Annotated in this window: 18 protein-coding genes and 1 pseudogene; 9 read left to right on the top strand and 10 right to left on the bottom strand. The window is 67.7% G+C overall.

What is annotated here, in order from left to right:
* Positions 1-20: 20 nt before the first annotated feature.
* The 3 genes from ABZ420_RS23800 to ABZ420_RS23790 form a co-directional block, all read right to left on the bottom strand.
* On the bottom strand, positions 21-1319 hold the full coding sequence (locus ABZ420_RS23800) for an FAD-binding domain-containing protein (protein WP_357126548.1): 1299 nt from the start codon (positions 1317-1319) through the stop codon (positions 21-23).
* Positions 1320-1481: 162 nt separating this feature from the next.
* Positions 1482-2165: a TetR/AcrR family transcriptional regulator gene (locus ABZ420_RS23795; RefSeq protein ID WP_357126545.1), complete on the bottom strand. Its 684-nt coding sequence runs from the start codon at positions 2163-2165 to the stop codon at positions 1482-1484.
* 185 nt (positions 2166-2350) lie between these two features.
* Positions 2351-4153, bottom strand: coding sequence for a CocE/NonD family hydrolase (locus tag ABZ420_RS23790; RefSeq protein ID WP_357126542.1), 1803 nt, complete (start codon positions 4151-4153; stop codon positions 2351-2353).
* A gap of 270 nt (positions 4154-4423) precedes the next feature.
* Here ABZ420_RS23790 and ABZ420_RS23785 point away from each other — a divergent pair, with 270 nt between their 5' ends.
* Positions 4424-5080 carry a maleylpyruvate isomerase N-terminal domain-containing protein gene (locus tag ABZ420_RS23785; protein ID WP_357126539.1) on the top strand — a complete coding sequence of 219 codons (657 nt, stop codon included), beginning with the start codon at positions 4424-4426 and terminating at the stop codon, positions 5078-5080.
* A 3-nt stretch (positions 5081-5083) separates the two neighbouring features.
* Here ABZ420_RS23785 and ABZ420_RS23780 read toward each other — a convergent pair whose 3' ends face one another.
* The gene (locus ABZ420_RS23780; protein WP_357126536.1) at positions 5084-6307 is read right to left on the bottom strand and encodes a cytochrome P450; all 1224 of its coding nucleotides are present in this window, start codon (positions 6305-6307) and stop codon (positions 5084-5086) included.
* A 284-nt stretch (positions 6308-6591) separates the two neighbouring features.
* Here ABZ420_RS23780 and ABZ420_RS23775 point away from each other — a divergent pair, with 284 nt between their 5' ends.
* Positions 6592-6948 (top strand): nitroreductase/quinone reductase family protein, encoded by a 357-nt coding sequence (locus tag ABZ420_RS23775; protein WP_357126533.1) that lies wholly within the window; start codon positions 6592-6594, stop codon positions 6946-6948.
* A 76-nt stretch (positions 6949-7024) separates the two neighbouring features.
* On the opposite strand, the gene ABZ420_RS23770 is transcribed toward ABZ420_RS23775, so the two are convergent.
* Positions 7025-7645, bottom strand: a complete 621-nt coding sequence (locus ABZ420_RS23770) for a TetR/AcrR family transcriptional regulator (RefSeq protein ID WP_062969291.1) — start codon at positions 7643-7645, stop codon at positions 7025-7027.
* 240 nt (positions 7646-7885) lie between these two features.
* Here ABZ420_RS23770 and ABZ420_RS23765 point away from each other — a divergent pair, with 240 nt between their 5' ends.
* The 5 genes from ABZ420_RS23765 (at position 7886) to ABZ420_RS23745 (ending at position 11995) form a co-directional block, all read left to right on the top strand.
* Complete coding sequence (locus ABZ420_RS23765; RefSeq protein WP_357126530.1) at positions 7886-8812, top strand: metal-dependent hydrolase; 927 nt, start codon at positions 7886-7888, stop codon at positions 8810-8812.
* Positions 8813-8823: 11 nt separating this feature from the next.
* Positions 8824-9984 carry a hypothetical protein gene (locus tag ABZ420_RS23760; RefSeq protein ID WP_357126528.1) on the top strand — a complete coding sequence of 387 codons (1161 nt, stop codon included), beginning with the start codon at positions 8824-8826 and terminating at the stop codon, positions 9982-9984.
* A gap of 148 nt (positions 9985-10132) precedes the next feature.
* Positions 10133-10588, top strand: a complete 456-nt coding sequence (gene msrB / locus ABZ420_RS23755) for a peptide-methionine (R)-S-oxide reductase MsrB (RefSeq protein WP_357126525.1) — start codon at positions 10133-10135, stop codon at positions 10586-10588.
* Positions 10585-11100: a peptide-methionine (S)-S-oxide reductase MsrA gene (msrA, locus tag ABZ420_RS23750; protein WP_357126522.1), complete on the top strand. Its 516-nt coding sequence runs from the start codon at positions 10585-10587 to the stop codon at positions 11098-11100. Before msrB ends, msrA begins: the two co-directional genes overlap by 4 nt.
* A gap of 298 nt (positions 11101-11398) precedes the next feature.
* Positions 11399-11995 (top strand): DUF2165 domain-containing protein, encoded by a 597-nt coding sequence (locus ABZ420_RS23745; protein WP_357126519.1) that lies wholly within the window; start codon positions 11399-11401, stop codon positions 11993-11995.
* 19 nt (positions 11996-12014) lie between these two features.
* Here ABZ420_RS23745 and ABZ420_RS23740 read toward each other — a convergent pair whose 3' ends face one another.
* Positions 12015-14918 carry a UPF0182 family protein gene (locus ABZ420_RS23740; protein WP_357126517.1) on the bottom strand — a complete coding sequence of 968 codons (2904 nt, stop codon included), beginning with the start codon at positions 14916-14918 and terminating at the stop codon, positions 12015-12017.
* 66 nt (positions 14919-14984) lie between these two features.
* A pseudogene (locus ABZ420_RS23735) lies at positions 14985-15290 on the bottom strand (TetR family transcriptional regulator C-terminal domain-containing protein); the annotation flags it as partial.
* Positions 15291-15337: 47 nt separating this feature from the next.
* Here ABZ420_RS23735 and ABZ420_RS23730 point away from each other — a divergent pair.
* Positions 15338-17569 carry a glycoside hydrolase family 3 C-terminal domain-containing protein gene (locus ABZ420_RS23730; RefSeq protein ID WP_357126514.1) on the top strand — a complete coding sequence of 744 codons (2232 nt, stop codon included), beginning with the start codon at positions 15338-15340 and terminating at the stop codon, positions 17567-17569.
* A gap of 14 nt (positions 17570-17583) precedes the next feature.
* Here the strand turns inward: ABZ420_RS23730 and ABZ420_RS23725 are convergent, their stop codons facing one another.
* On the bottom strand, positions 17584-18882 hold the full coding sequence (locus tag ABZ420_RS23725) for a DUF3533 domain-containing protein (protein ID WP_357126512.1): 1299 nt from the start codon (positions 18880-18882) through the stop codon (positions 17584-17586).
* Positions 18883-18947: 65 nt separating this feature from the next.
* Here ABZ420_RS23725 and ABZ420_RS23720 point away from each other — a divergent pair, with 65 nt between their 5' ends.
* Positions 18948-19547 carry a TetR/AcrR family transcriptional regulator gene (locus ABZ420_RS23720; RefSeq protein ID WP_357126509.1) on the top strand — a complete coding sequence of 200 codons (600 nt, stop codon included), beginning with the start codon at positions 18948-18950 and terminating at the stop codon, positions 19545-19547.
* A gap of 27 nt (positions 19548-19574) precedes the next feature.
* Here ABZ420_RS23720 and ABZ420_RS23715 read toward each other — a convergent pair whose 3' ends face one another.
* Positions 19575-19721, bottom strand: a complete 147-nt coding sequence (locus tag ABZ420_RS23715) for a hypothetical protein (protein WP_063917340.1) — start codon at positions 19719-19721, stop codon at positions 19575-19577.
* 61 nt (positions 19722-19782) lie between these two features.
* Positions 19783-20670, bottom strand: coding sequence for a VOC family protein (locus ABZ420_RS23710; RefSeq protein ID WP_357126506.1), 888 nt, complete (start codon positions 20668-20670; stop codon positions 19783-19785).

The following is a 20670-nucleotide window of genomic DNA, read 5'->3' as shown; positions in this document are numbered from 1 at the left end:
GAAACCGCGGGACCGGCCGGTCAGTTGCTGGTGGTGCCCGTGATGGGAGCGGGATAGACCGAGGTCGGCACGCTATGGCGCCACGGGCGATGGATCTCCGAACCCGGCAGCGATGCCAGTTCCGGTATCCAGCGCCGCACATAGTTACCGTGCGGGTCGTAGCGTTCGGCCGTGCCGAGGGCTCCCCGGTACAGACGCCCCGCCTGCTGCCAGGTGCAGCGGTCGCTCGCTGCGTCGGCATCGAGCAGCCACCGCCGGAAATGGTCGGCGCCGACTCGCCAGTCCACCCGCAGGGTCGTGGTGAGGAAACTGGCGGCGATTACCCGGGCGCGTTCCGGCATCCATCCCTGCGCGGCCAATTGCCGCATGCCCGCGTCGACGATCGGGTATCCGGTACGGCCGTCGCACCAGGCACGGGCCGCGACCGGATCGTGCGTCTGCCGATCACGTGGGCGGTCACCGGACCGCGCGATGCCGGCGCGGGCGGCGAGGAACTGGAGCCGGAAATCGCGCCGGGCGAGCAGACGGACGAAGGCGCGTCCGTCTGCCGTCGCCATGTCGGTGCGATACACCATCTCGGCCGCGGACAGGCAACCGAAATGCAGGTAGGGCGACAGGCGGGAACATCCCTCCCGGGTGAGGTCGCCGCTGGAGGGGTCGCGTGGTTGTTTCCGGTCGGCGGTGCAGCCCCGCCACAGTGCGCGACCCGTGATCTCGCCGCCGACGGCCAGTTGCGGTGAGACAGCGGCGTCGCCGAGTTCGTCGAACTTCGGTACGGGATCACTGTCGACACGCGGGACGATCAACTCGGTGGGCGTGTCGAGCGGACGCCGCTTGGGAACCTCCAGCCACCGGCGAAAGTAGGTGGCGAAGTCCGGAACCGGGTCGTTCGGTCCGCGCGCGGCGCAATCGAACGGATCGACGGCGGTGAGGGTGGCGGAATGGGTGTGCAGCAGGCAGCTGCGTCGCGCCAGCCGTTCGCGCAGCGCTCGTGCCCGGCACCGGCCGTACCAGGTGGCGTCGTCGGCGATGTGGACGCTGTCGGCGTGCACCTGTGCCGCCACCCGATCCACCGCGTCGACGTAGTCACCGTGCCGGATCACCAGTTGCCCTCCGGCGCAGCGCAGTTCGGCATCCAGTTCGGCCAGCGCGGCGGAGAGGAAGCGCAGCTGGTTCCCGGCCGGGTGGGCACTGCCGACGATCCGGTCGTCGACGACGAAGAGCGGAACCACCCCGGCACCCTCGCGCACCGCGGCCAGTAGGGCTGGGTTGTCGTGCACGCGCAGGTCACGCGTGAAAAGTGCGATTGTTACGGCCATTCGATGGTCATTTTCGACGACAGGCATCCGTCGCGATCGACGACGGCGGTATCGGACATTCGGCTGCGGTGCCACGCGGATGCGGGCAGGTATCGGAGTAAAATTCTTTACGCCAATGCTGAGGGACGGCGACTGCCGTGTCAAGCCGGCGACGCGATCGCCTCAGCGTTCGCGGAAGAGATCGGTGAGCCAGGGTTCCAGGTCGGCGCTGAGCGCGGGCAGATCCGGTGCGTCCGACTCGTCGAGCGCGTCGGCGGTGAGTTGGCGAACGGCGTAGACCACGCCCATATAAGCCGTGACGGACAGCAATGGTTGCCGATCGCCGGTCGCGGCCTGCACCAGACCGCGAATGAACTCGGCGAACAGCCGGATCGAGCGCCGTCTGCGTCGCCGCACCGCGGGCCCGAGCGCGTCGATCTCCACCTGGTAGGCACGAGCGACGACCAGGTCGTTCTGCAGGGAGCGAAGATACCGGCCGAGCGCGTCGGCGACGATGGACCGGCGGTCTCGGCCCCTGATGTCGGCACCGGTCAACTGGGTCAGCAGCACCTGGATGAAGCGGTCGTATCCCGCGAAGACACATTCGTCCTTGTTGGCGAACGCGTCGTAGAAGGCCGCCAGCGAGACGCCGGCCCGCTTGGCGACGTCGGTGGGCCCGAATCCGGCATAACCGCGAGCGGCGAGCAATTCGGTGACCGCGGCCAGCAGCCGTTCCCGCTGGGCCGCCATCACCTGCTCGCGCCCCAGATTGTGCCGACCGCGCGGCAATGCCGCCGGAAGCGTGAAGAACACTCCGTCTCGCACCGGAACGATCGGTGCGTCGGCGTCGGCAGGCGCGGCGGACACCTCTGCAGACTACCGAGCCGGGCGCGGCGACGCGTCCGGGCCGCTGCGGCCGATGCCCGTCGCGTCCGACTCCGGCTCCCGGCGGTGCTGCGCTCGATCGCTCGACCGCCGATGGCACGGAACGCCCCGGCCGTCACCTCGGACGTGGCCCGGAACCGATGGCTGCCCCGGGCCACGCGCAGCGGTCAGCCGAGCGGCAACTCCAGGCAGGAGGGAGCGCCATCCGGGGAACTGATGGTGATCCGTGCGCCGACACTGTTGGCGCTGGAATACAAGGGATCAAAGCCGTCGATGACCAGCATCAACCGGTGACCGTCCGGCACGTCGTAGGCGGCCGCCTGCAACTCCCACGAGACGGTCGCGGGCAGGTCCGACTCGATGGTCTTCGGCTCGTGCGTGACGATCGTCGCCGAGCCGTCCTCGTCGGCATCGAGCAGGTAGGCCACCAGGGTCGCCGATTCGTCGGTGCTGTCCACGGTCACCTGCAGCCGGGGGATCCCGCGAATCTGCCGCGCTACACCATCGCGCGCCGCGAGTAGCGGCCCCGTCGACCAGACCAGGGCGTGGGTGCGGTCGATCTCGGCGGTCCGGTAGATCTTCGGGTTGCCCGCCCACTCCTCCTGGCCGGTCACCATGAGCTTGTCCATGGCGACGACCTCGGGCTGCTCGCCCACGATGAAACTGCGTTCCCATCCGGAAGAGGCGTCGGGGCTCAGCGCGCCGTCCCCGCCCTCGCGCTCATCGGTCAGTGCCAGTGCTTCGCCGTCGGTCGTGACGTCGGCCCACGACGCCTTCTCCTCGCGGCGCGCCGGCTCGATGATCACGTTCTGATCGTTCCCGGAGGCCGGCGTGGTCACGTAGGTGAACATGACCTGATTGCTGATCTCCGGCCACTCCTCGACACCGTTCTGCTCGTCCTTGAGGTAGTGATCGAGCCAGGCGTACGCCTCGAGCATCGGCACGTTCGGCCCGGCGCCGGCCGCGGGCGGAGCGATCAAGCCGGGGCCTTCCGGCGCGGCATGGTCACCGATCCACATGTTCAACCGTTTCCGGCCCGGGATTTTCTCGAAGGTCTCCAGAACCTGGTTGACGGGGAAAAGCCCCTCGTGCCAGGTGTTCGAGAAGAAGGTCGGAACCTTGAGGGAACCGACGTAACTTTCCGGAGCGCGTTCGGTGCCCCAATCGACCACCGGGTCCATGTCGTCGCCCTCGGCGAATTTCGCCAGGATTTCCAGCGCCTCTTCGTCGAACTTGTCCTCTTTGGCTCCGCCGGTCAACCCGATCAGCGCTTCGACCGCCCTGAGGTGGCGGGTGCCGTTGTCGTACATGCTCGTGGCGAGGTTGCCCCAGGTACTCAGGGCGACGACGACGTTCACTCGTGGGTCGTGCGCGGCCACGATCTGGCTGATGCCCGAGCCGTACGACTCGCCCATGAAGGCGACGCGGCTGGGGGCCAGCTCATCGATCGCGTATGTCAGCACCGTGGAGCCGTCCACCCGGTCCCGCGGACCGGCCACGTCGACCATGCCTTCGGACGTGCCGAACCACGGTATGTTCGTCCCCGGCAGGGCCGACAAGCCGATGCCGCGTGGGGTGTACGCCAGCACGTGATAACCCTTGGACGCCAGCACGAGGTAGGCGTACTCGAACAACGGCCACCCGAACGGCGTCCATCCGGCGGGAACGACCACCAGCGGGCACGGCCGGGTGGTGGTCTGCCGCAGCATGTGCGCAGAGAGCCCGATCCCATCCGACGCCTCGATGCGTGGAAACGACGGCACGGCAACGTTCAGCGCCCGGCTCACCAGGTCCGACACGTCGTCGGGCACCAGCCCCTCGCCACTGCGGTTGCGGACCGCGGTCACCAGGTTCGATGCGAACTGCACTGCTTCCGGGCGCACCTGCCCCCGAGCGTCCCAAGCTCCCTCGGCGGCGATCCGCGAGAGCTGTTCGGACGTGGTCCCGACGATCGGATCTCCTTGCGACATAGACGTCATCGATCCTTCCGTGCCAGTTTGCTGCGAATTTGCGGACCGCAGCAGCGTGACATGGCATGTGATCGGTTGTCCCGGGAATCGCCGATGCGTTCCTCGTTCGCAACAGGCCGATGACCTGCGGAAACGTTGCAAGATTCGACTACCCGGCCGCAAGTGTGCCTGCTTCGCCCCGCCACCGTGCGCTACCGGTCGCGGCTACTCGGCGAACCCGCAGCGCCGAATCCGTCGCGGGCCGCGCCGCACACTGCTAGCTTCCGGGCCGTGGATGACTTCTCACGCTCCTGGACAGCGTTGCGCACGGCGGTCGCCGACCTTTCGGACGAGGATTTCGCGCAGCCGTCCGGCTGCACCGGCTGGCTCGTGCGAGACCTGGTGTGCCATCTGATCCTCGACGCCCAGGACATCCTGATCACCCTCGTGACCCCTGCCGAAGCCGAACCGACGCGCGACGCGGTGACCTACTGGGAGGTGGCCGATACGGCGCCGACCGGCGACGACCCGCTCGACGCGCTGATCGTGCGGCTGGCCGCGGCGTACCGGGAGCCGCGGTTGCTGAAAATTCACTTCGAGGATGTCGGCGCGGCCGCCGGGCGCGCGGCCCGCCTCGCCGACCCCGACCAGCGGGTCGGCACCCGCGATGAGGTCCTCACCGCGGGCGACTACCTGTGCGCGTATGTCTTGGAGAGCACCTTGCACCACCTCGACCTGATCGCGCAGCTCCCTGGCGCGACCGAGCCGCCCGCGGAGGGTCTCGGCCGGTCACGCGAGATGCTGGAGAAGATCGCCGGGGCCGCGTTCCCCCTCTCGTTCTCCGACACCGACGCGCTGCTGATCGGCAGCGGTCGACGGGCGCCGACCGAGACGGAGAAGACCGAACTGGACGAGCTGGCCGCGCGGCTCCCTTTCGTCCTCGGGTGAGCGCTACCGCGCTCCGCCACCCAATTTGACCGGCACCGACAGCGGACCGATGGTGAAGAAGGACGGCGAGTACGGGATGTCGGCGGGATCGATGGCGAGCTCGAGGTCCGGCAGCCTCCGGTAGAGCGAGGCGAGCGCGAGCCTGCCTTCCAGACGGGCCAGGCCCGCGCCGATGCAGTAACGCGGCCCGTGGCCGAACCCGAGATGTCCGCCCCGCTGCTCGCGGGTGATGTCGAATTCGTTCGCGGTTTCGCCGTATTCGGCGGGATCGATCCCACAGGCCTGGTAGGCGACGCCGACCGCCTTGCCCTTGGGAATGGCCACGCCGGCCACCGTGACGTCGGTCAACGTGAACCGCCAGCTGGTCATCATCACCGAATGCCGGTATCGCACCGTCTCTTCGACCACGTCGGCCCAGCGATTCTCGGCCTTGGCCAGCACGAGCTGATCTGGGTGCCGCGACAGCGCCAGGATGGCGTATCCGAGCATGTGCACGGTGGTTTCGTGGCCCGCGACCAGCATGATCCACAGGACGGCGACCAGTTCCTCCGCGGTCAGCTTGTCGCCCTCGTCGCGGGCTTGCACCAGGCCCGTGGTCAGGTCGTCGCCCGGCTGCTGCTGCTTGCGATCGGCCAATTCGTACAGGTACAGCATGAGCGCGTTCTGCGTCGCGAACGCCTCTTCGGGCGGAGTGGTGTGCGCCAGCAGAGTCGCGGTCCAGCGCCGCAGTCGATCCCGCTCGTGCTCGGGCACGCCGAACAGTTCGCAGATCACCGCCATCGGCAGCGCTTCGGTGAAGGTGGGCACCAGGTCGACGCCGTCACCGGCGGCCACCACCTCGTCCAGCAACCGGTCGATGATCTCTTGGACCCGCGGCTCCAGCGCCTGCACTCGGCCAGGGGTGAAGGCCTTGCTGATCAGACCGCGAAGCCGCCGATGGTCGTCACCGTCCTTGGTGGACAGGTGATCACCCTGCACGATGGCGCGCAGGGGCCAGTCCTCCGGAATGGAACCGTCGTACAGGGCCGGCCAGTGTTTGGGATCCCGGGCGAACGTCTTGTTGTCCCCGGCGAGGATCTCGCGCACCGCGTCGTGCGTCAGCGCCAGGTAGGCGGGCACGCCGCCGGGAAACTCCACCTCGACCACCGGCGCGATCTCCCGGAGCCGGAGGCAGGTGTCCAGCAGATCCTCGTTCGGGGCGGGGAATGCGGGCAGGCTGGTTGTCATGGGGAATTCCCTTCTGCGCGTGAACCCTTCAGCCGTCGTAGGGACGGTCGTGCACGAGTATCTCGGCGCGTTCGGCCGCGCAGCCGAGCAACGGACGGATCCTGCCTCCAACCCGAACTCGAGCGTCGGAAAACGAAATTCCGGACCTGTCGAACAGCGCGTGCCGGTCGGCAGGGGCGAGGGCACGTCGACCGAACGGCCGCCCCGCCGGCACGGCCGAGAACCGGTGTGGCGGTTAGAGTGGCGTGTTCGGATTTGTCCGCGGGACCGGCCGGGAGGAAATTGTGGAACCGAAGACGGCGCTGGGACGCACCGTGGGAGCGCTGAACGCCGGGGTGGCTTCCCTCCTCGACCTGCCGCTGCTCGGGCGGCTGCTGGGCAAGGGATTCGTGGTGATCACCTACGTGGGGCGGCGATCAGGGCGGACGTTCAGCACGCCGGTCAACTACCGGCGCAAGGGAGACGAACTCGTCATCGGGGTCGCCATGCCGGACAAGAAGTCTTGGTGGCGGAACTTCCTGGACGATGGCGGCCCGATCACCCTGCGGCTCGACGGCGCTCAGCGGCACGGGCACGCGGTAGCGCAGCGCGACGATCGCGGGCGGGTGCTCGTGAAGGTGCGGCTGAACGACGCGACCTGATCGCCGCATCTCCCCCGCCTGCATCGGAAGCGCGTGTGACGCGGCCGCGCCCCAGGGGTGTTGCCACCCGGCGGCGCTAGACGCTTGCGGACGGCTTCAGCTGGGCGATGATCGCGGCGCCCATCCAGCGTCGTAGATACCGCCGCAGCTCCTCCTCGCCCCGGGGCGGATTGCCGGGGGAGATGAAGAACGACTGCATCGTCCGCAGGACGTATTCGACGAGCTCGTGCAGCGACTCGTCGTCGTAGCCGTACCGCTCCCAATCGACGTCGAAGCGTTTGATCATCGTCATTCCGAAGGCTTGCGCCTCTTCGGAGGTCAGGCTTTCGGGGTGGACGTTCGAGTAGGTACTCGACAGCAGAATGCCGAGATGAGGTGTGCGACGCACCTCGGCCAGGGTATACACCACTCCCTCGGTCATCGCTTCCACCGCGTCCTCGATACCGCTTACGTGCCGTGCCAGCCGATCGAGGAAACCGTCGACCGACGCGATCGCCGCAGCCGTCATCAGCGCGTCGGCACTGGGAAAGTATCGGTAGACCGTCTGACGGATGACGCCCAGTGACTCCGCGACGTCGGCGATGCTGATCTCCGACCCCGTCCGGCCGATCAGGTCGACGGCGGCGGCGACTATGCGACGAGACGCCTCCTCGTCGTCTTTCGGCGGGCTCCCGCCCCACCCGCGCCTTCCTGCCACTGCCCGCTTCCTCGAGTCGACGCCTGTCGCTTGCGAACCCGCTGATCAGAAGCCTGCCGACACCCCTGACCAAGGGCTCGACGGTATCACAAGGCGGTGGCGTCGACCCGCCCGCGATTCGAGGCATCGATTCTGATCATACACAAATGCTGTTGTGTGTATGATCACGTCCAACGCGGCTCGGCGGCACCGGAAGACGCCGCCGGACCTGTTCGATCCCGAAAGACGAGGTACAGCCCAGTGACCGATCTACAAGTCCGGAAGATGCGCTTCGCGTTCGCGGACTACGACGTGCCCTTCTTGTGGAACGAGGAGAACCCGGCGTTCTCCTCGATGGCCAATGCGGTGTCCTTCCTGGCGATCGGCTTCGAGAAGATGATCGTCAACATGATTCGGGAGGCCATGCCCCTGATCACGGATCCCGAGGTCGCGGAGGAAGCCGACGCGTTCGTGCGGCAGGAAGGCCAGCACTCCACCGCGCACCGCCAGCATGCCAACGCCCTGATCCGGCGATACCCGGGCTTGCAGGAGACGCTCAACGAAGTGATCGCGGAATTCGACCGCCTCACCGTGAACACGTCGGTCGAATACCGGCTCGCCTACACCGCCGATCTGGAGGCGACCTTCACCCCGGTGTTCAAACTGATGCTCGACAACGACGCGACCCTCTTCCGGCCGGGAGACGACCGGGTCGCGTCCCTGTTCATCTGGCACTTCGTCGAAGAAGTCGAACATCGCAGTTCGGCGCTGATCATCTTCGACTCCGTCGTCGGCAGCGACGTGTATCGGATGCGCATGGCGCCGTCGATCTTCCGTCACGTGCTGAAGGTGATCAGGGTGGCCTGCGCGGGCTTCAACCGGCACGTTCCGCTGGAGGAGCGGAAGGTCGACGCGTTGTCGATGTTCGCGTCCTATCGTCGCAAGCAGAAACTACGCACGTGGTTGCCGTTCCTCCGGTCGGAGGACCACGGTCCGATGCCGCGGGCGTTCGACCATCTCCCGCTGCGTGAGCAACTCGTCGCGCTCGTGGGCGTCGTACGCAGCCAGCTGCCCAAGCACAACCCGGACCACGAGAAGCTGCCCGCGCTCGCCGACGTGTGGTTCCAGCGCTACGACGACGGTTACGACGTCTCGCACTGGTACACCGCCGGCACGGTCGCCCCCTAGGAGCCGGACCGATGGCTGATCATTGCGCACCCACCTTCGACCGGCTCGCCACGGCGCTCGGCTTCTCGTGTGAGGAGGCAGGCGGACCGGTCGAGGTGCGAAACCCCTTCGCGCTGGAGAACTGGACGCTGCCCGTTCTCGAGGTCACGATCGTCCTGGGCGCGGTACTCGCGCTGGTCTACGCGATCGTTCGATTGCGCCGCCACGGAGATCCCACCAATCTGGTGCTCTGGTTCGGCGCGACCGCGTACCTGTTCATCATCGAACCCCCGCTGTACTTCCCGGCGGCCTTCGGCATCGACGAACACGTCGACACGATGTTCGCGCACAACTTGTTCACCGTGGAATTCCTGTGGGGCCGATTACCCCTCTACATCGTCGCGATCTACCCGTTCATGGCCACCCTGGCCTTCGAGATCGTCCGGATACTCGGAGTCTTCCGGCAGCACGGGGTGCTCATCGGGTCCGCTTGCGTGGGCTTCGTCCACCATGCCTTCTATGAGATCTTCGACCATCTCGGCCCGCAGCTGCGCTGGTGGGAATGGTCGATCGACAATCCGATCAATCAGCCGATGTTCGATTCGGTGCCGCTGCCGAGTGTGGTCGTCTTCGCCGCCCTGTGGCCGATGTCGCTGGCGTTCTGTGTCCAATGGTTCGTCGGCCGCCACATCGATCATGGGCAGACGTTCTCCGGGGTGCAATTGGTCTGGCGTACGGTCGTCATCGGCGTGCTGGCATCGTTGGGCACAGGCGTGTTGCCGATACCCGCAACGGTATTCGGCACGGGGAGTACCACCGTGCGCGGAGTGCTCTACGCCGCCGAACTGGTCGTCGTCACCGTCGTCGCCGTCCTGATTCTCACCCGCCGATGGCTCCGGCTGCGGCGCGACGGCGCGGACAGCGCGCCCTACTCGAACGACTTCGTTCGTATCTACAGCGTGGTGTACCTGTGCGTGATGGCGGTGCTCTGGGTGACCGTGCTGCCCGATTTCTTCGGCGCCGTCGACGGCAGGACGAGCGAGGGAGACCCGATCGGAAATCTCTGGTACACACTCGCCTGCTTCGTGGTCGCGATTCTCTGCGTGATCGCCGTGTTCACGGTGCCGCGGCGGAAGACCGCGGAAACCGCCGTCGCCACCGCTCCGGAAACAGCCGCGAGTCCCGCGGCGTAGCAGGCGGCGAGGAACCGGAGCCGCCGGTAGCGCCGAGGTGGGGCAGCCCTGCCATGCGGTCGGCCCTGCCGTGGTGTGACGCCCGGCTCGCCCGGGATTTTCCGGGCCTGCGCCCGGGTTGTACGTGGGGCCGATATGAGGAGGTCATGTGGCACGGGAGTACAACCGGAATCCCGCGGCGGTCGCCGCCCTGTCCCCTGAGCAGTACCACGTCACTCAGGAGAACGGGACCGAGCGGGCGTTCACGGGCGAGTACTGGGACAACCACGAGCCGGGCATCTATGTGGATGTGGTCTCCGGTGAGCCGTTGTTCGCCTCGGTCGACAAGTTCGACAGCGGATCGGGATGGCCGAGTTTCACCAAGCCGATCGACGCCGGGAACGTGGTGCGGAAGCGGGACCTCAGTCATCTGATGGTCCGCACCGAGGTGCGTTCGGCGCACGGAGACAGCCATCTCGGGCATGTGTTCACCGACGGCCCCCGCGAGGCGGGCGGCTTGCGGTACTGCATCAACTCGAAAGCGCTGCGGTTCATCCACCTCGACGACCTCGAGGCGGAGGGCTACGGGCAGTACAGGACTCTCTTCGCGAAGGAGGAGGCGTGAGCGACACGCGGAAGGCTACCCTGGCCGGTGGATGCTTCTGGGGCATGGAGGACTTGATCCGCAAGCAGCCCGGGGTGGTGTCGACACGCGTCGGCTACACCGGTGGGCGCAACGACCATCCGACGTACCGGAACCACCCGGGCCATGCGGAGGCCGTGGAGATCGTCTACGACCCGGCCAGGACGGACTACCGGGAACTGCTGGAGTTCTTCTTCCAGATCCACGATCCCTCGACGAAGGACCGCCAGGGTAACGACATCGGGACCAGCTATCGGTCGGCGATCTTCTACCTCGATGAGGACCAGAAGCGCGTCGCCCTGGACACCATCGCCGACGTGGATGCCTCCGGGCTGTGGCCCGGCAAGGTGGTCACCGAGGTCACCCCGGCGAGCGAGTTCTGGGAGGCCGAGCCGGAGCATCAGGACTATCTGTTGCGCTACCCGGACGGGTACACCTGCCACTTCCCCCGCCCGGGCTGGAAGCTGCCGAAGCGGCAAACCACCGCGCAGTAGGACGCGCGGGCTCGGCGGCGCCGCGCCCCGGTGACCGCCGAGACGTCCGAGCCGAAAGTATGCGACTGCGCCACCCTCCCGGGTGGCGCAGTCGCCGCGTTCCGGCCGTGCCGCAAAACCACCGCGGCGGCGTGCACGCGAGATCGACTTTTCGCCCGACGGACGGAAAGACTTGCGGTAGAGGGTTTTCGACCGGCACCGGCTCCCCCGCCATGGGGAGAAGACGCATGCGGACGCCGATATGATCGTCGGCGCCTGGATGTCCGGACCTTCATGCCAGTCGACCCGAGGTAGGCAGATGACGCGCAGCGGCGCAAGGTTTCTCGATGTGGTGGGTAGTCGCCGGATGGCGGTGGCGACACTGGCCACGATCACCGGCTTCTACTATCTGTTCGTCGCGTTCACCAACTGCGTGGACACCGACACCAATCGCAACGGGGTCGCCGCCGTGCTGTCGATGAAGGCGACGATCCACAATCCGGGAACCGACTGGCGCGCGATCACCAACGGCAACGTCGCGCTCGTCGCCTATATTCTGGTCGTGATTTGGGAGTTCCTGATCGCCTTCGTGCTGCTGGCCGCGGGAGCCGCGTGGGTCCGGGTGCTGGCCGGACGGCCGCGCCGGCTTCGAGCCGGTCTCGATGCGGCCGTGCGGCTGTCCAGCCTGGGCTGGACCATGGCGGTGCTGCTGTTCCTCGGCGGGTTCCTGACCGTCGGCGGCGAATGGTTCCGCATGTGGGCCAACGATGATGTGAACGCCTCCTCGGCCGCGCTGCAGAACTTCCTCATCGCGGGCATCGGCCTGATCCTCGTTCACCTACCCGACGCTCAGCCCGGCCCCGAACCCGAAAGCGTCTCGACGGCAACGCAATCGGACCAGGTTCTGCCGCGATAAGCGGTCACCTACGCCCGCGTCAGCGACCGTTGCGGTCGAGTTCGTTCAGCTGCTTCTGCAGTTGTTCGAGGGCAGCGCGGATCTCATCGATCTGCCTGTTCAGGTCGGCGATCTTCGCTTGATCCACCGGCGGCGGCCCTTGCGCCTGCGGTTGCCCCGGCGGCGCCGCCGGCTGCTGGCCCGGTGGCAGTGGAGCGCCGGGGCCGCCTCCGGGTGGTGTGGCGAGCCGGCCGGTGCCGGGCCCGAACACCTGGTCGAGCGCCTCGGCGAGAGTCGGCGCGTACCCCACGAGGACGCCGCCGGTGCCGGGTTCGCGATAACTGACCAGAACCCGCGCCAGCTGCGGGAAGGTCGAGGCGTTCGGCGCCGTCGAGATCCGTTCGGTGAACAGTGGCTCGGCGTAGAGCACGCCGCCGTCGGCGATCGGCAAGGTGAGCAGATTGCCGTATTGGATCCGGTTCGAGCGCTCGAGCAGGGTGCGCTCGGATGCCACTCTGGTGTCGGAGATCATCGAGTTCTGGATCTGCTGTGGCCCCTGGGTGAGGGTGTCGGTGGGCAGCTGCAGGACGGTGATCTTGCCGTAGTTCTCGGGATCGGAGCGGGCGGAGACATAGGCGGAGAGGAATTCCCGGTTGTAGCCGACCATCGCGCCGGCCAGCCGGAACGACGGCTCCGCGCTGCCTTGGCCACCGAGTAGGACGTAGAACGGCGGTTGGTGCGGGTTGGTCTCCACGGTGGGATCACTGGGCACCGACCAGAAAGCGTTGGTGGTGAAGAACTCCCGCGGTTCGTCGACGTGATATTTGGCGAGCATCTCGCGCTGGATCGCGAACAAGTCCTCCGGATACCGGAAGTGGGCGCGCAGTTGCGGGGTGATCGATTCCTCGGGTTCGACCGTGCCGGGGAAGACCTTCATCCAGGCCGCCAGGACCGGGTCTTGCCGGTCGATCTGGTAGAGCCGCACTGTGCCGTCGTAGGCGTCGACGGTGGCCTTGATGGAGTTGCGCACGTAGGAGACCTGCCGAGGCGATTCCCGGTCGGTATCGTCACCCGGTTCGAGCGCTTCGAGCGAGCTGCGTTTGGCGTAGGGGTAGCCGTCGATCGAGGTGTAAGCGTCGACGATCCAGACGATACGGCCGTCCACCACCGCAGGATAGGGATTGTTGTCGGTGGTCAGCCACGGTGCGACGAGTTCGACGCGGTGGCGCGGATCGCGATTGAAGATGATCTTCGACCCGGGACCGATCGCTTTGGAGAAGACGATGTTGCGCTCGGTGTAGGTCGCGGCGAAGGCGAGGCGATCGAGCCAGTTCCCGATCGGGACGCCACCGGCTCCGGTGTAGGTATACGTGGTGGTGTCGGTGTCGTACTCGCGTGGCTCCGTGCCGCCGCCCACGATGGCATAGTCCGGGCTCGCATGGGCGATCACTTCGCCGAAGTAGACACGGGGCTGATCCACTCGGATCACCTGATGCCCGGCGGCTTGGGAGGCGATGTCGCCCACCGCGTAGATCGGGTATCCGCTGTTGCTGCTGGCGGCATCGCCCGCGGCCTCGCGGACCGCCGCGTTGACCCGGTTGGCCGGTGCGGCGACGAACCCGTTGCCGTGCGTGTAGACGGTGTGCCGGTTGACCCAATGGCGCTGGTTACCGCTCAGCGCGCTCGGCGTCAGCTCCCGCGCCGCGACCACGTAGTCGCGCAGTTGTCCACCGATGCGGTAACGGTCCAGGTCCAGATGCGGTGGGAAGCTGTAGAAGTTCTTCAGTTGTTGCTGCTGGGTGAACGTCCGGGACAGCACGTTCGGGTCTAGGAGACGCACGTCGGCGAGCGTCGTGACATCCGAGGGAACCTCCGACGGCGGCTTGGTTCCGACGCCGGAATACGGCTGGTACTCGACTCGGTCGCCGCCGATCCCGTAGGCCTGCCGGGTAGCGGCGATATTGCGTTCGATGTAGACGCGCTCCATGTCGGCGGCGTTCGGGCGGACGGAGAACTGCTCGACGGCCAACGGCCAGACGGCTCCGACCAAGATCGACGACAACAGCAGCAGCGCGGCGGCCATCGCCGGGATCCGTAGATCCCGCACCACGATCGCGGCGAAGACCGCCGCCGCGCAGATGAGCGCGATCGCGAAGAGAATCAGGCGAGCGGGGAGCACCGCGTTGATGTCGGTGTAGCCCGCGCCCGCGAAGGTGGGTTCCTTGCTGCTACTGGAGAGCAGCGAATACCGGTCGAGCCAATAGGCGACCGCCTTCAACACGATGAAGCTGCCTGCGAGTACCGCGAGCTGGACTCGGGCCGCGTGGGTGAGGCCGCCCGCCTTTCCGGACAGCCGCAGCCCCCCGAGCAGGTAGTGCGTCGCGAGCCCGGCGACGAAGGCCAGCAGGACGGCGACGAACAACCAGTTGACGACGAATCGGTAGAAAGGCAGGTCGAAGACGAAGAACCCGACATCATGCCCGAATTGCGGGTCCGACAGACCGAACGACCCGCCGTGGACGAACAGCTGGACGGTCATCCAGCTCGACTGCGCGGCGAGGCCGCAGATGAGTCCCACCGTGACAGCGACACCCAGACCGAACCGCCGCGGACGCCGGATCACCATCGCTCGAAACGGCCGGAGGCTGTCCTCTTCCCCGGACTGCGGCAGGAAGAGCGGGCGGAACCGGAACGCGAGCCACATCGCCACGAACAGGACGCCGCCGATGATGAGCGCGATGACGAAGAACAGCGACAACCGCGTTAGCAGCACGGTGAGCCAGACGCCGCGGAAGCCGACTTCACCGAACCACAGCCAGCTGACATAGCCCCTGATCAACCGGGGCACGATCAACAACGACACGACGAACACCGTGGCGGCGATCACCAGCACCCGGGTGCTGCGATGCCACCGCCGCAGGCTGGGGCCGTCGCGTGCGCTCATTTCCCACTCCCGTGGCTGTCGCCCGGCCGATGCGGTACGGCCGACGCGAAACCGCTGAGTCCGATACTACCGGGGTGGGGAAAACCGTTCGGGCCGGTCGGCCGGGCGCTCGATCAGCTCCCACAGGTACGCCACGTGGTCGGCCATGTCCACGTCCGGGTCGTACAACCATTGCGTTTGCAGGCCGTCGAGGAGGGCCATGGCGATGACGGCGAAGCGCCCGGGGTCGAGATCGGCGGGAAGGCGGCCGGATTCACGAAGGTCGGCGACGGCGCGGGTGAGGGCGTCCCGCGCGGTGCGGTAGCGGTCGCGGAAGTACGCGTGGGCGGGATGGCCCGTCCGGGTGGCCTCTGCGGAGAAGCGAGTGTAGAGCTCGACCCATACTGTTTTCGGTAACGGTCTCGACCCGAGGAGCCTCGATGACGAGCAAGCCCGACCTCGCCGATCTGGCGCCGGAGCAGCGCGCCGCGCTCGGCAGCGGCGCGGACTTCTGGACCACCAAGGCGATCGGTCCCGTCGCCTCGGTGACCATGACCGACGGCCCGCACGGTGTGCGCAGGCAGGCGGGGGCGACCGATCACCTCGGGCTGGCCGAGAGTCTGCCCGCCACCTGCTTCCCGCCCGCGGTGGGGCTAGCGCAGAGCTGGGACACCGAACTGGTGCGCCGGGTGGGCGCGGCGCTGGGCCGGGAGGCCCGCGCCCTGGACGTGGACGTGCTGCTCGGGCCGGGCGTCAATATCAAGCGGGATCCGCGCGGCGGCCGCAATTTCGAGTACTACTCGGAGGATCCGGTGCTCACCGGCCTGCTCGGCGCGGCGTGGGTCACGGGGCTGCAGAGCACGGGAGTGGGCGCCTCCCTCAAGCATTTCGCCGCCAACAACGCCGAGCACGACCGGATGCGGTCGAGTTCCGACGTCGACCCGCGCCCGCTGCGCGAGATCTACCTGCGCGGGTTCGCCCACATCGTGCGCACGGCCCGGCCGTGGACGGTGATGTGCTCCTACAACCGGATCAACGGTGTACCCGCCGCGCAGAATCGCTGGCTGCTCACCGACGTCCTGCGCGGTGAATGGGGATTCGACGGTGCGGTGGTCTCCGACTGGGGCGCGGTGGCCGACCGGCCCGCCGCCGTGACGGCCGGACTGGATCTGGATATGCCGGGCGGCAGCGGCGTCTCCGACGCCCAGGTGATGGCGGCGATGGCCGCGGGCACCCTCGACCCGGCGGACGTCGATCGTGCCGCGCGGAACGTGGCGACGCTGGCCGCGCGAGTGATTGCCGGTCGCGCGACCGCCCACACCGTCGACACCACCGATGACCACCATCGCCTGGCCCGAGAGGTCGCCGCACGCTGCGTCGTCCTGTTGCGGAACGACCGTGGCCTGCTGCCACTGACACCGGGGCGCTCGCTGGCCATGATCGGCGAATTCGCGACGGAACCTCGATATCAGGGGGGCGGCAGCTCACACGTCAACCCGACCCGGCTCGATGTGCCGCTAAACGAGATCCGCGCGCTCGCGGGCTCCGCAACGGTCTCCTACTGCCGGGGTTTCGCCACGGACGCCACGGACGCGGACAACGAGGCATTGCGCGCGGAAGCCGTCGCCGCCGCGGCGAACGCGGACGTCGCAGTGCTGTTCCTGGGCCTGGCGGCCACGCAGGAATCCGAGGGCTTCGACCGTGAGCATCTGGAGCTGCCCGCCGAGCAGCTGGATCTGCTGGACGCGGTGGTGCGGGTACGACCGGACACGGTGGTGGTGCTCGCGCACGGCGGCGTGGTGCGGCTGGGCCCGGTGGCCGCCTCGGCGCCCGCCGTCCTGGACGGCGGGCTGCTCGGCCAGGCCGGGGGCGGCGCACTCGCCGACGTGCTGTTCGGTGTGGTGAATCCGTCGGGGCGACTCGCCGAGACGGTGCCGGTCCGCTTGCAGGACACCCCGGCCTATCTGAATTTCCCGGGCGAGAATTCGCACGTGCGCTACGGCGAGGGCCTGTTTGTGGGCTACCGCTGGTACGACAGCCGGGAGATGGACGTGTGCTACCCGTTCGGGCACGGCCTGTCCTACACCACGTTCGATTACTCCGATCTGACACTCACCGCGAACGAAGCGGGCATCACGGTGCGCGTCGGCGTCACCAACACCGGTTCCCGCAGAGGCCGCGAGGTGGTGCAGGTGTACACCGCGCTGCCCGGCTCCTCCGTCACGCGTCCGGCCCGCGAGCTGAAGGGTGTCGCGGTGACCGCCGAACTGGAACCGGGTGCGCGCGAGGAGATCTCGATGCTGCTACGCCGCGATGATCTGGCCTATTGGGAGACTCGCGTCGACCGCTGGATCGTGGAGGGCGGCGCCTACCGGGTCTGGGCAGGCGCTTCCAGCCGAGACCTGCGCGTCAGCGGGCTGGTCGACGTCGCCGGAGACGAACTGCGGATCCCGATCACGGCGGAGTCGACCCTCGGGGAGGCCTTGGCCGATCCGAGGGCGGCGGCCGCGCTGGCCGACGTGTTCGGCGGCATGTCCGAGAGTATGAGCGACGCCTCGGCACTCGGGGTGGACATGATGCGGATGATCGCCTCCATTCCGCTGAATCGCCTCACCGGCTTCGGCGTCGACCCGCAGAAGCTCGACGCGCTCCTGGCCGCCACCGGCGACTGATCGCCCGGACCCGTTCATCCGGCGACGGCGGGCGCGCCCACGGCAGGGGCACTGCCGAGCGGCGCTCTCGCGCGGTGCAGTCCACGGCGGTCGTAGGCGTACGTGGCCGTGACACCGAGGACAAGTCCTATTCCGAGGCCGAGCAGCGTCATCCACAGCCCGTGGCCCAAACCGGCTCCGGCGTGGGCGTCGAAGAACATGATGGCGCGCACGGCCAGGTAGATCTGGTGCATCGGCTCGAAGGCGGCCAGCTTCGCGATATAGGCCGGCGTCGCCTCCAGCGGGACCGTGGCGGCCGACGACGGCAGGCCCAGGACGACGAACAAGATCAGGTTGACCAGTAGTCCGGCGGTGCCGAAGGTGGCCAGGACGGCCAGCGCGGTCACGCCGACGGCGACGATGGCGAGTATTCCGTAGAGCCACAACAGCAGGGGGCTGCCCAGCGGAACACCCAACGCGGCGGCCACGGCGAGGAATATCCCGGACAGGATCGGCGCCGCGGTGAGGACGACCGCCCATTTCAGCAGCAGTGTCCGGAATCGGGAGATCCCGGTGGCCGGCTGGTGGACGAACCACGGACCGTACTCGGTTGGCGTGAAACCGAGTACCGAGTCGACGAGCGTGTGGATGATCATGGCGCCGGTGAAGCCCGCCAGCAGCAGGATCAAGGTGTAGAAGAAGGCGACGAGGCCTTGGCCCGCACCGTCGTCCATGGGGCGGAACGGCGCGGTGACGATCTGCACCGGGTCGGCGAGCATCAACCTGGCGGCGCCGGTGAGCTCGACCGGCGCTCCCGGACCCGCCGCCAGGGCGGCGTTCACTTGGCCGGTCAGGTTCTTGCCGACGGCCTCGTCCACCTGGTTCAACGCGCGATCGGCGACGCGCTGCATGATGCCGGTGGTATACGGACCGATGCGCGGGTTGGTATGGACCGTGATCACCGGCCGCTCGATCTCCCCGGGGACCACGGCGGCCGCGCCGAGAATGGCCAGACGCTTGGTGAAGTCGGACGGGATGACGATGGCGCCGTACACCTCGCCGTCCTGCAACTGTTCGCGCGCCTGGGCGATGCCGAGGACGCGCAGGTCGATCTTCTCCGCCGGGATCCCGGCGACCAGCGCGTCGGTGACCTGGGCGCCGATGTTGGTGGGTTTGCCGTCCAGCGTGTCACCCACGTCCTGATCGACCAGGGCGATCGGGAAGTCGTGCAAGTTCTTCTCGGTATTGCCCGCGTAACCGAGGTACATGGTGGCGAGCAGCGCCGCGAACACCGTCAGCACCGCGATCGGGGCGGTGAAGGTCCGAACCGTCATGCGAATAAATGTAGTCACCGCCAACAAAGTAGGCAATGCCTACATTTTGTTATCCTGCAAACACCATGCCGATCACTCGAAGCCGGTCCTACCACCACGGCGACCTGCGCGCCGAACTGCTGCAACGGGCCGAGGCGACGCTGCGCGAGTCCGGCGTCGACGGCCTTTCGCTGCGCGGGCTGGCCCGTGACGTCGGAGTCAGTCATGCCGCTCCGACCCGGCATTTCAAGGACAAGCAGGCATTGCTCGACGCCATCGCGGTGTCGGGGTTCCAGCGTCTGGCCGCCGCCTTGGAACAGACCGCGGCCGGGAGCGCGATCGAGGGGCGCTTCCGCGCCCTGACCCGGACCTATCTCCGGTTCGCCACCGAGAATTCCGCGCTCGTGGCGCTCATGTTCGCCCGCAGGCACAGCCCAGCCGCGGGCGATGTGATGTCCCGAGCCGTGGACGCGGCGTTCGCGACGCCGGTCGCGCTCATCGCCGAAGCGCAGCAGCGGGGTGAGGTGATCGCCGGCGACCCGCGGCGCATCGCGCTGTCCGCGGTCGCCGCACTGCAGGGCCTGGCCACCTTCGTCGGCTCGGGCGTGATCGCCGTGGAAGCCGCCGACGAACTGCTGGACGAGACCACGACGCACATGATCGAGGGTCTACGTCCGAGGCCGTGATGCTCCGGGCACGCCCGGAGCTCTCGGTCAGTACGCGATGAACAGGATCTCGTCGCGTGAGTAGTCGTGTCCGGGGTGCTTCTCCGCCAGGTGCGCTTGCGTCTTCGCCACGAGATCGTCCTCGTCGGTTCCGACGATCGATTCTCCGCAGGGGCAGTTCAGATTTCGCTTCATCAACGTTCCTTCCTCCTCGAATCGCCAGTCTAAGTCCTCGCCGCGTGACCGCCCCGCCGGGTCAGCCACGAGACCATTCGTGGCCCCAGTAACTGTCCGCGGTGATCTCCTCGGCGCTGTAGGTGGATTCGTCGACCAGCACGCCCTCGGTGCCGTATTCGAGATCCCAGCCACCGGGTGTGCGGACGTAGAAGGAGATCATCTTGTCATTGGTGTGGCGGCCCAGGGTCGACGACAACGGATAGCCGGCCCGCATGACCCGGTCCAGCGCACGGCCGACGGCGTCGAGCTCGTCGACCTCGACCATGACGTGCACCAGGCCCGGACCGTCGGAGCGGGTGCCGGGGATCAGGGCGAGGCTGTGGTGACGCCGGTTGACGCCGAGGAATCGCACGCGAATCGGGCCTACCTCGGGCGGGGCGGGCACCCGGAACGAGCCGCGGGGCAGGAATCCGAGCACCTCACAGTAGAAGCGGTTCGCCTCCTCGAGGTCGGGCACCGGCAGCACGACATGGCCGAGCCCCGATCCGGCCGTCACGAAACGGTTGCCGTGCGCGGTCACGACCGGGCTGTGGTCGAGCACCGGGCCGTGGAAGACCTCGACGGTGAACCCGGCGGGATCGGTGAAGGTGAACGCCTCTTCCACCCGCAGAGCGTCGACCTGATCCCGGGCGAGCGGTGCGACAGCCACGCCCGCCCGCTCCAGCGTGTGCCGCACCCGGGCCAGGGCGCGGTAGTCGCGCACCTCCCAGCCGACGGCGAGCACGCGGTCCTGTTGCGCGGGAACGAGTTCGAAGCGGTAGGCGTGCTCGTCCATCCGCAGGTACAGACTGTCCGGATTCGGGCCGGTGCCCTGCGCGAAGCCCAGAACGTCGAACGCGAAGGCCCGCCAGGCCGCCACATCGGCGACGGCGATCCGGACATAGCCGAGCGAGGCGATATCAGCCAT

Source organism: Nocardia sp. NPDC005745, from assembly GCF_040630775.1.
Taxonomy (GTDB): Bacteria; Actinomycetota; Actinomycetes; order Mycobacteriales; family Mycobacteriaceae; genus Nocardia.
This window is presented reverse-complemented; position numbering and strand designations above follow the sequence as displayed.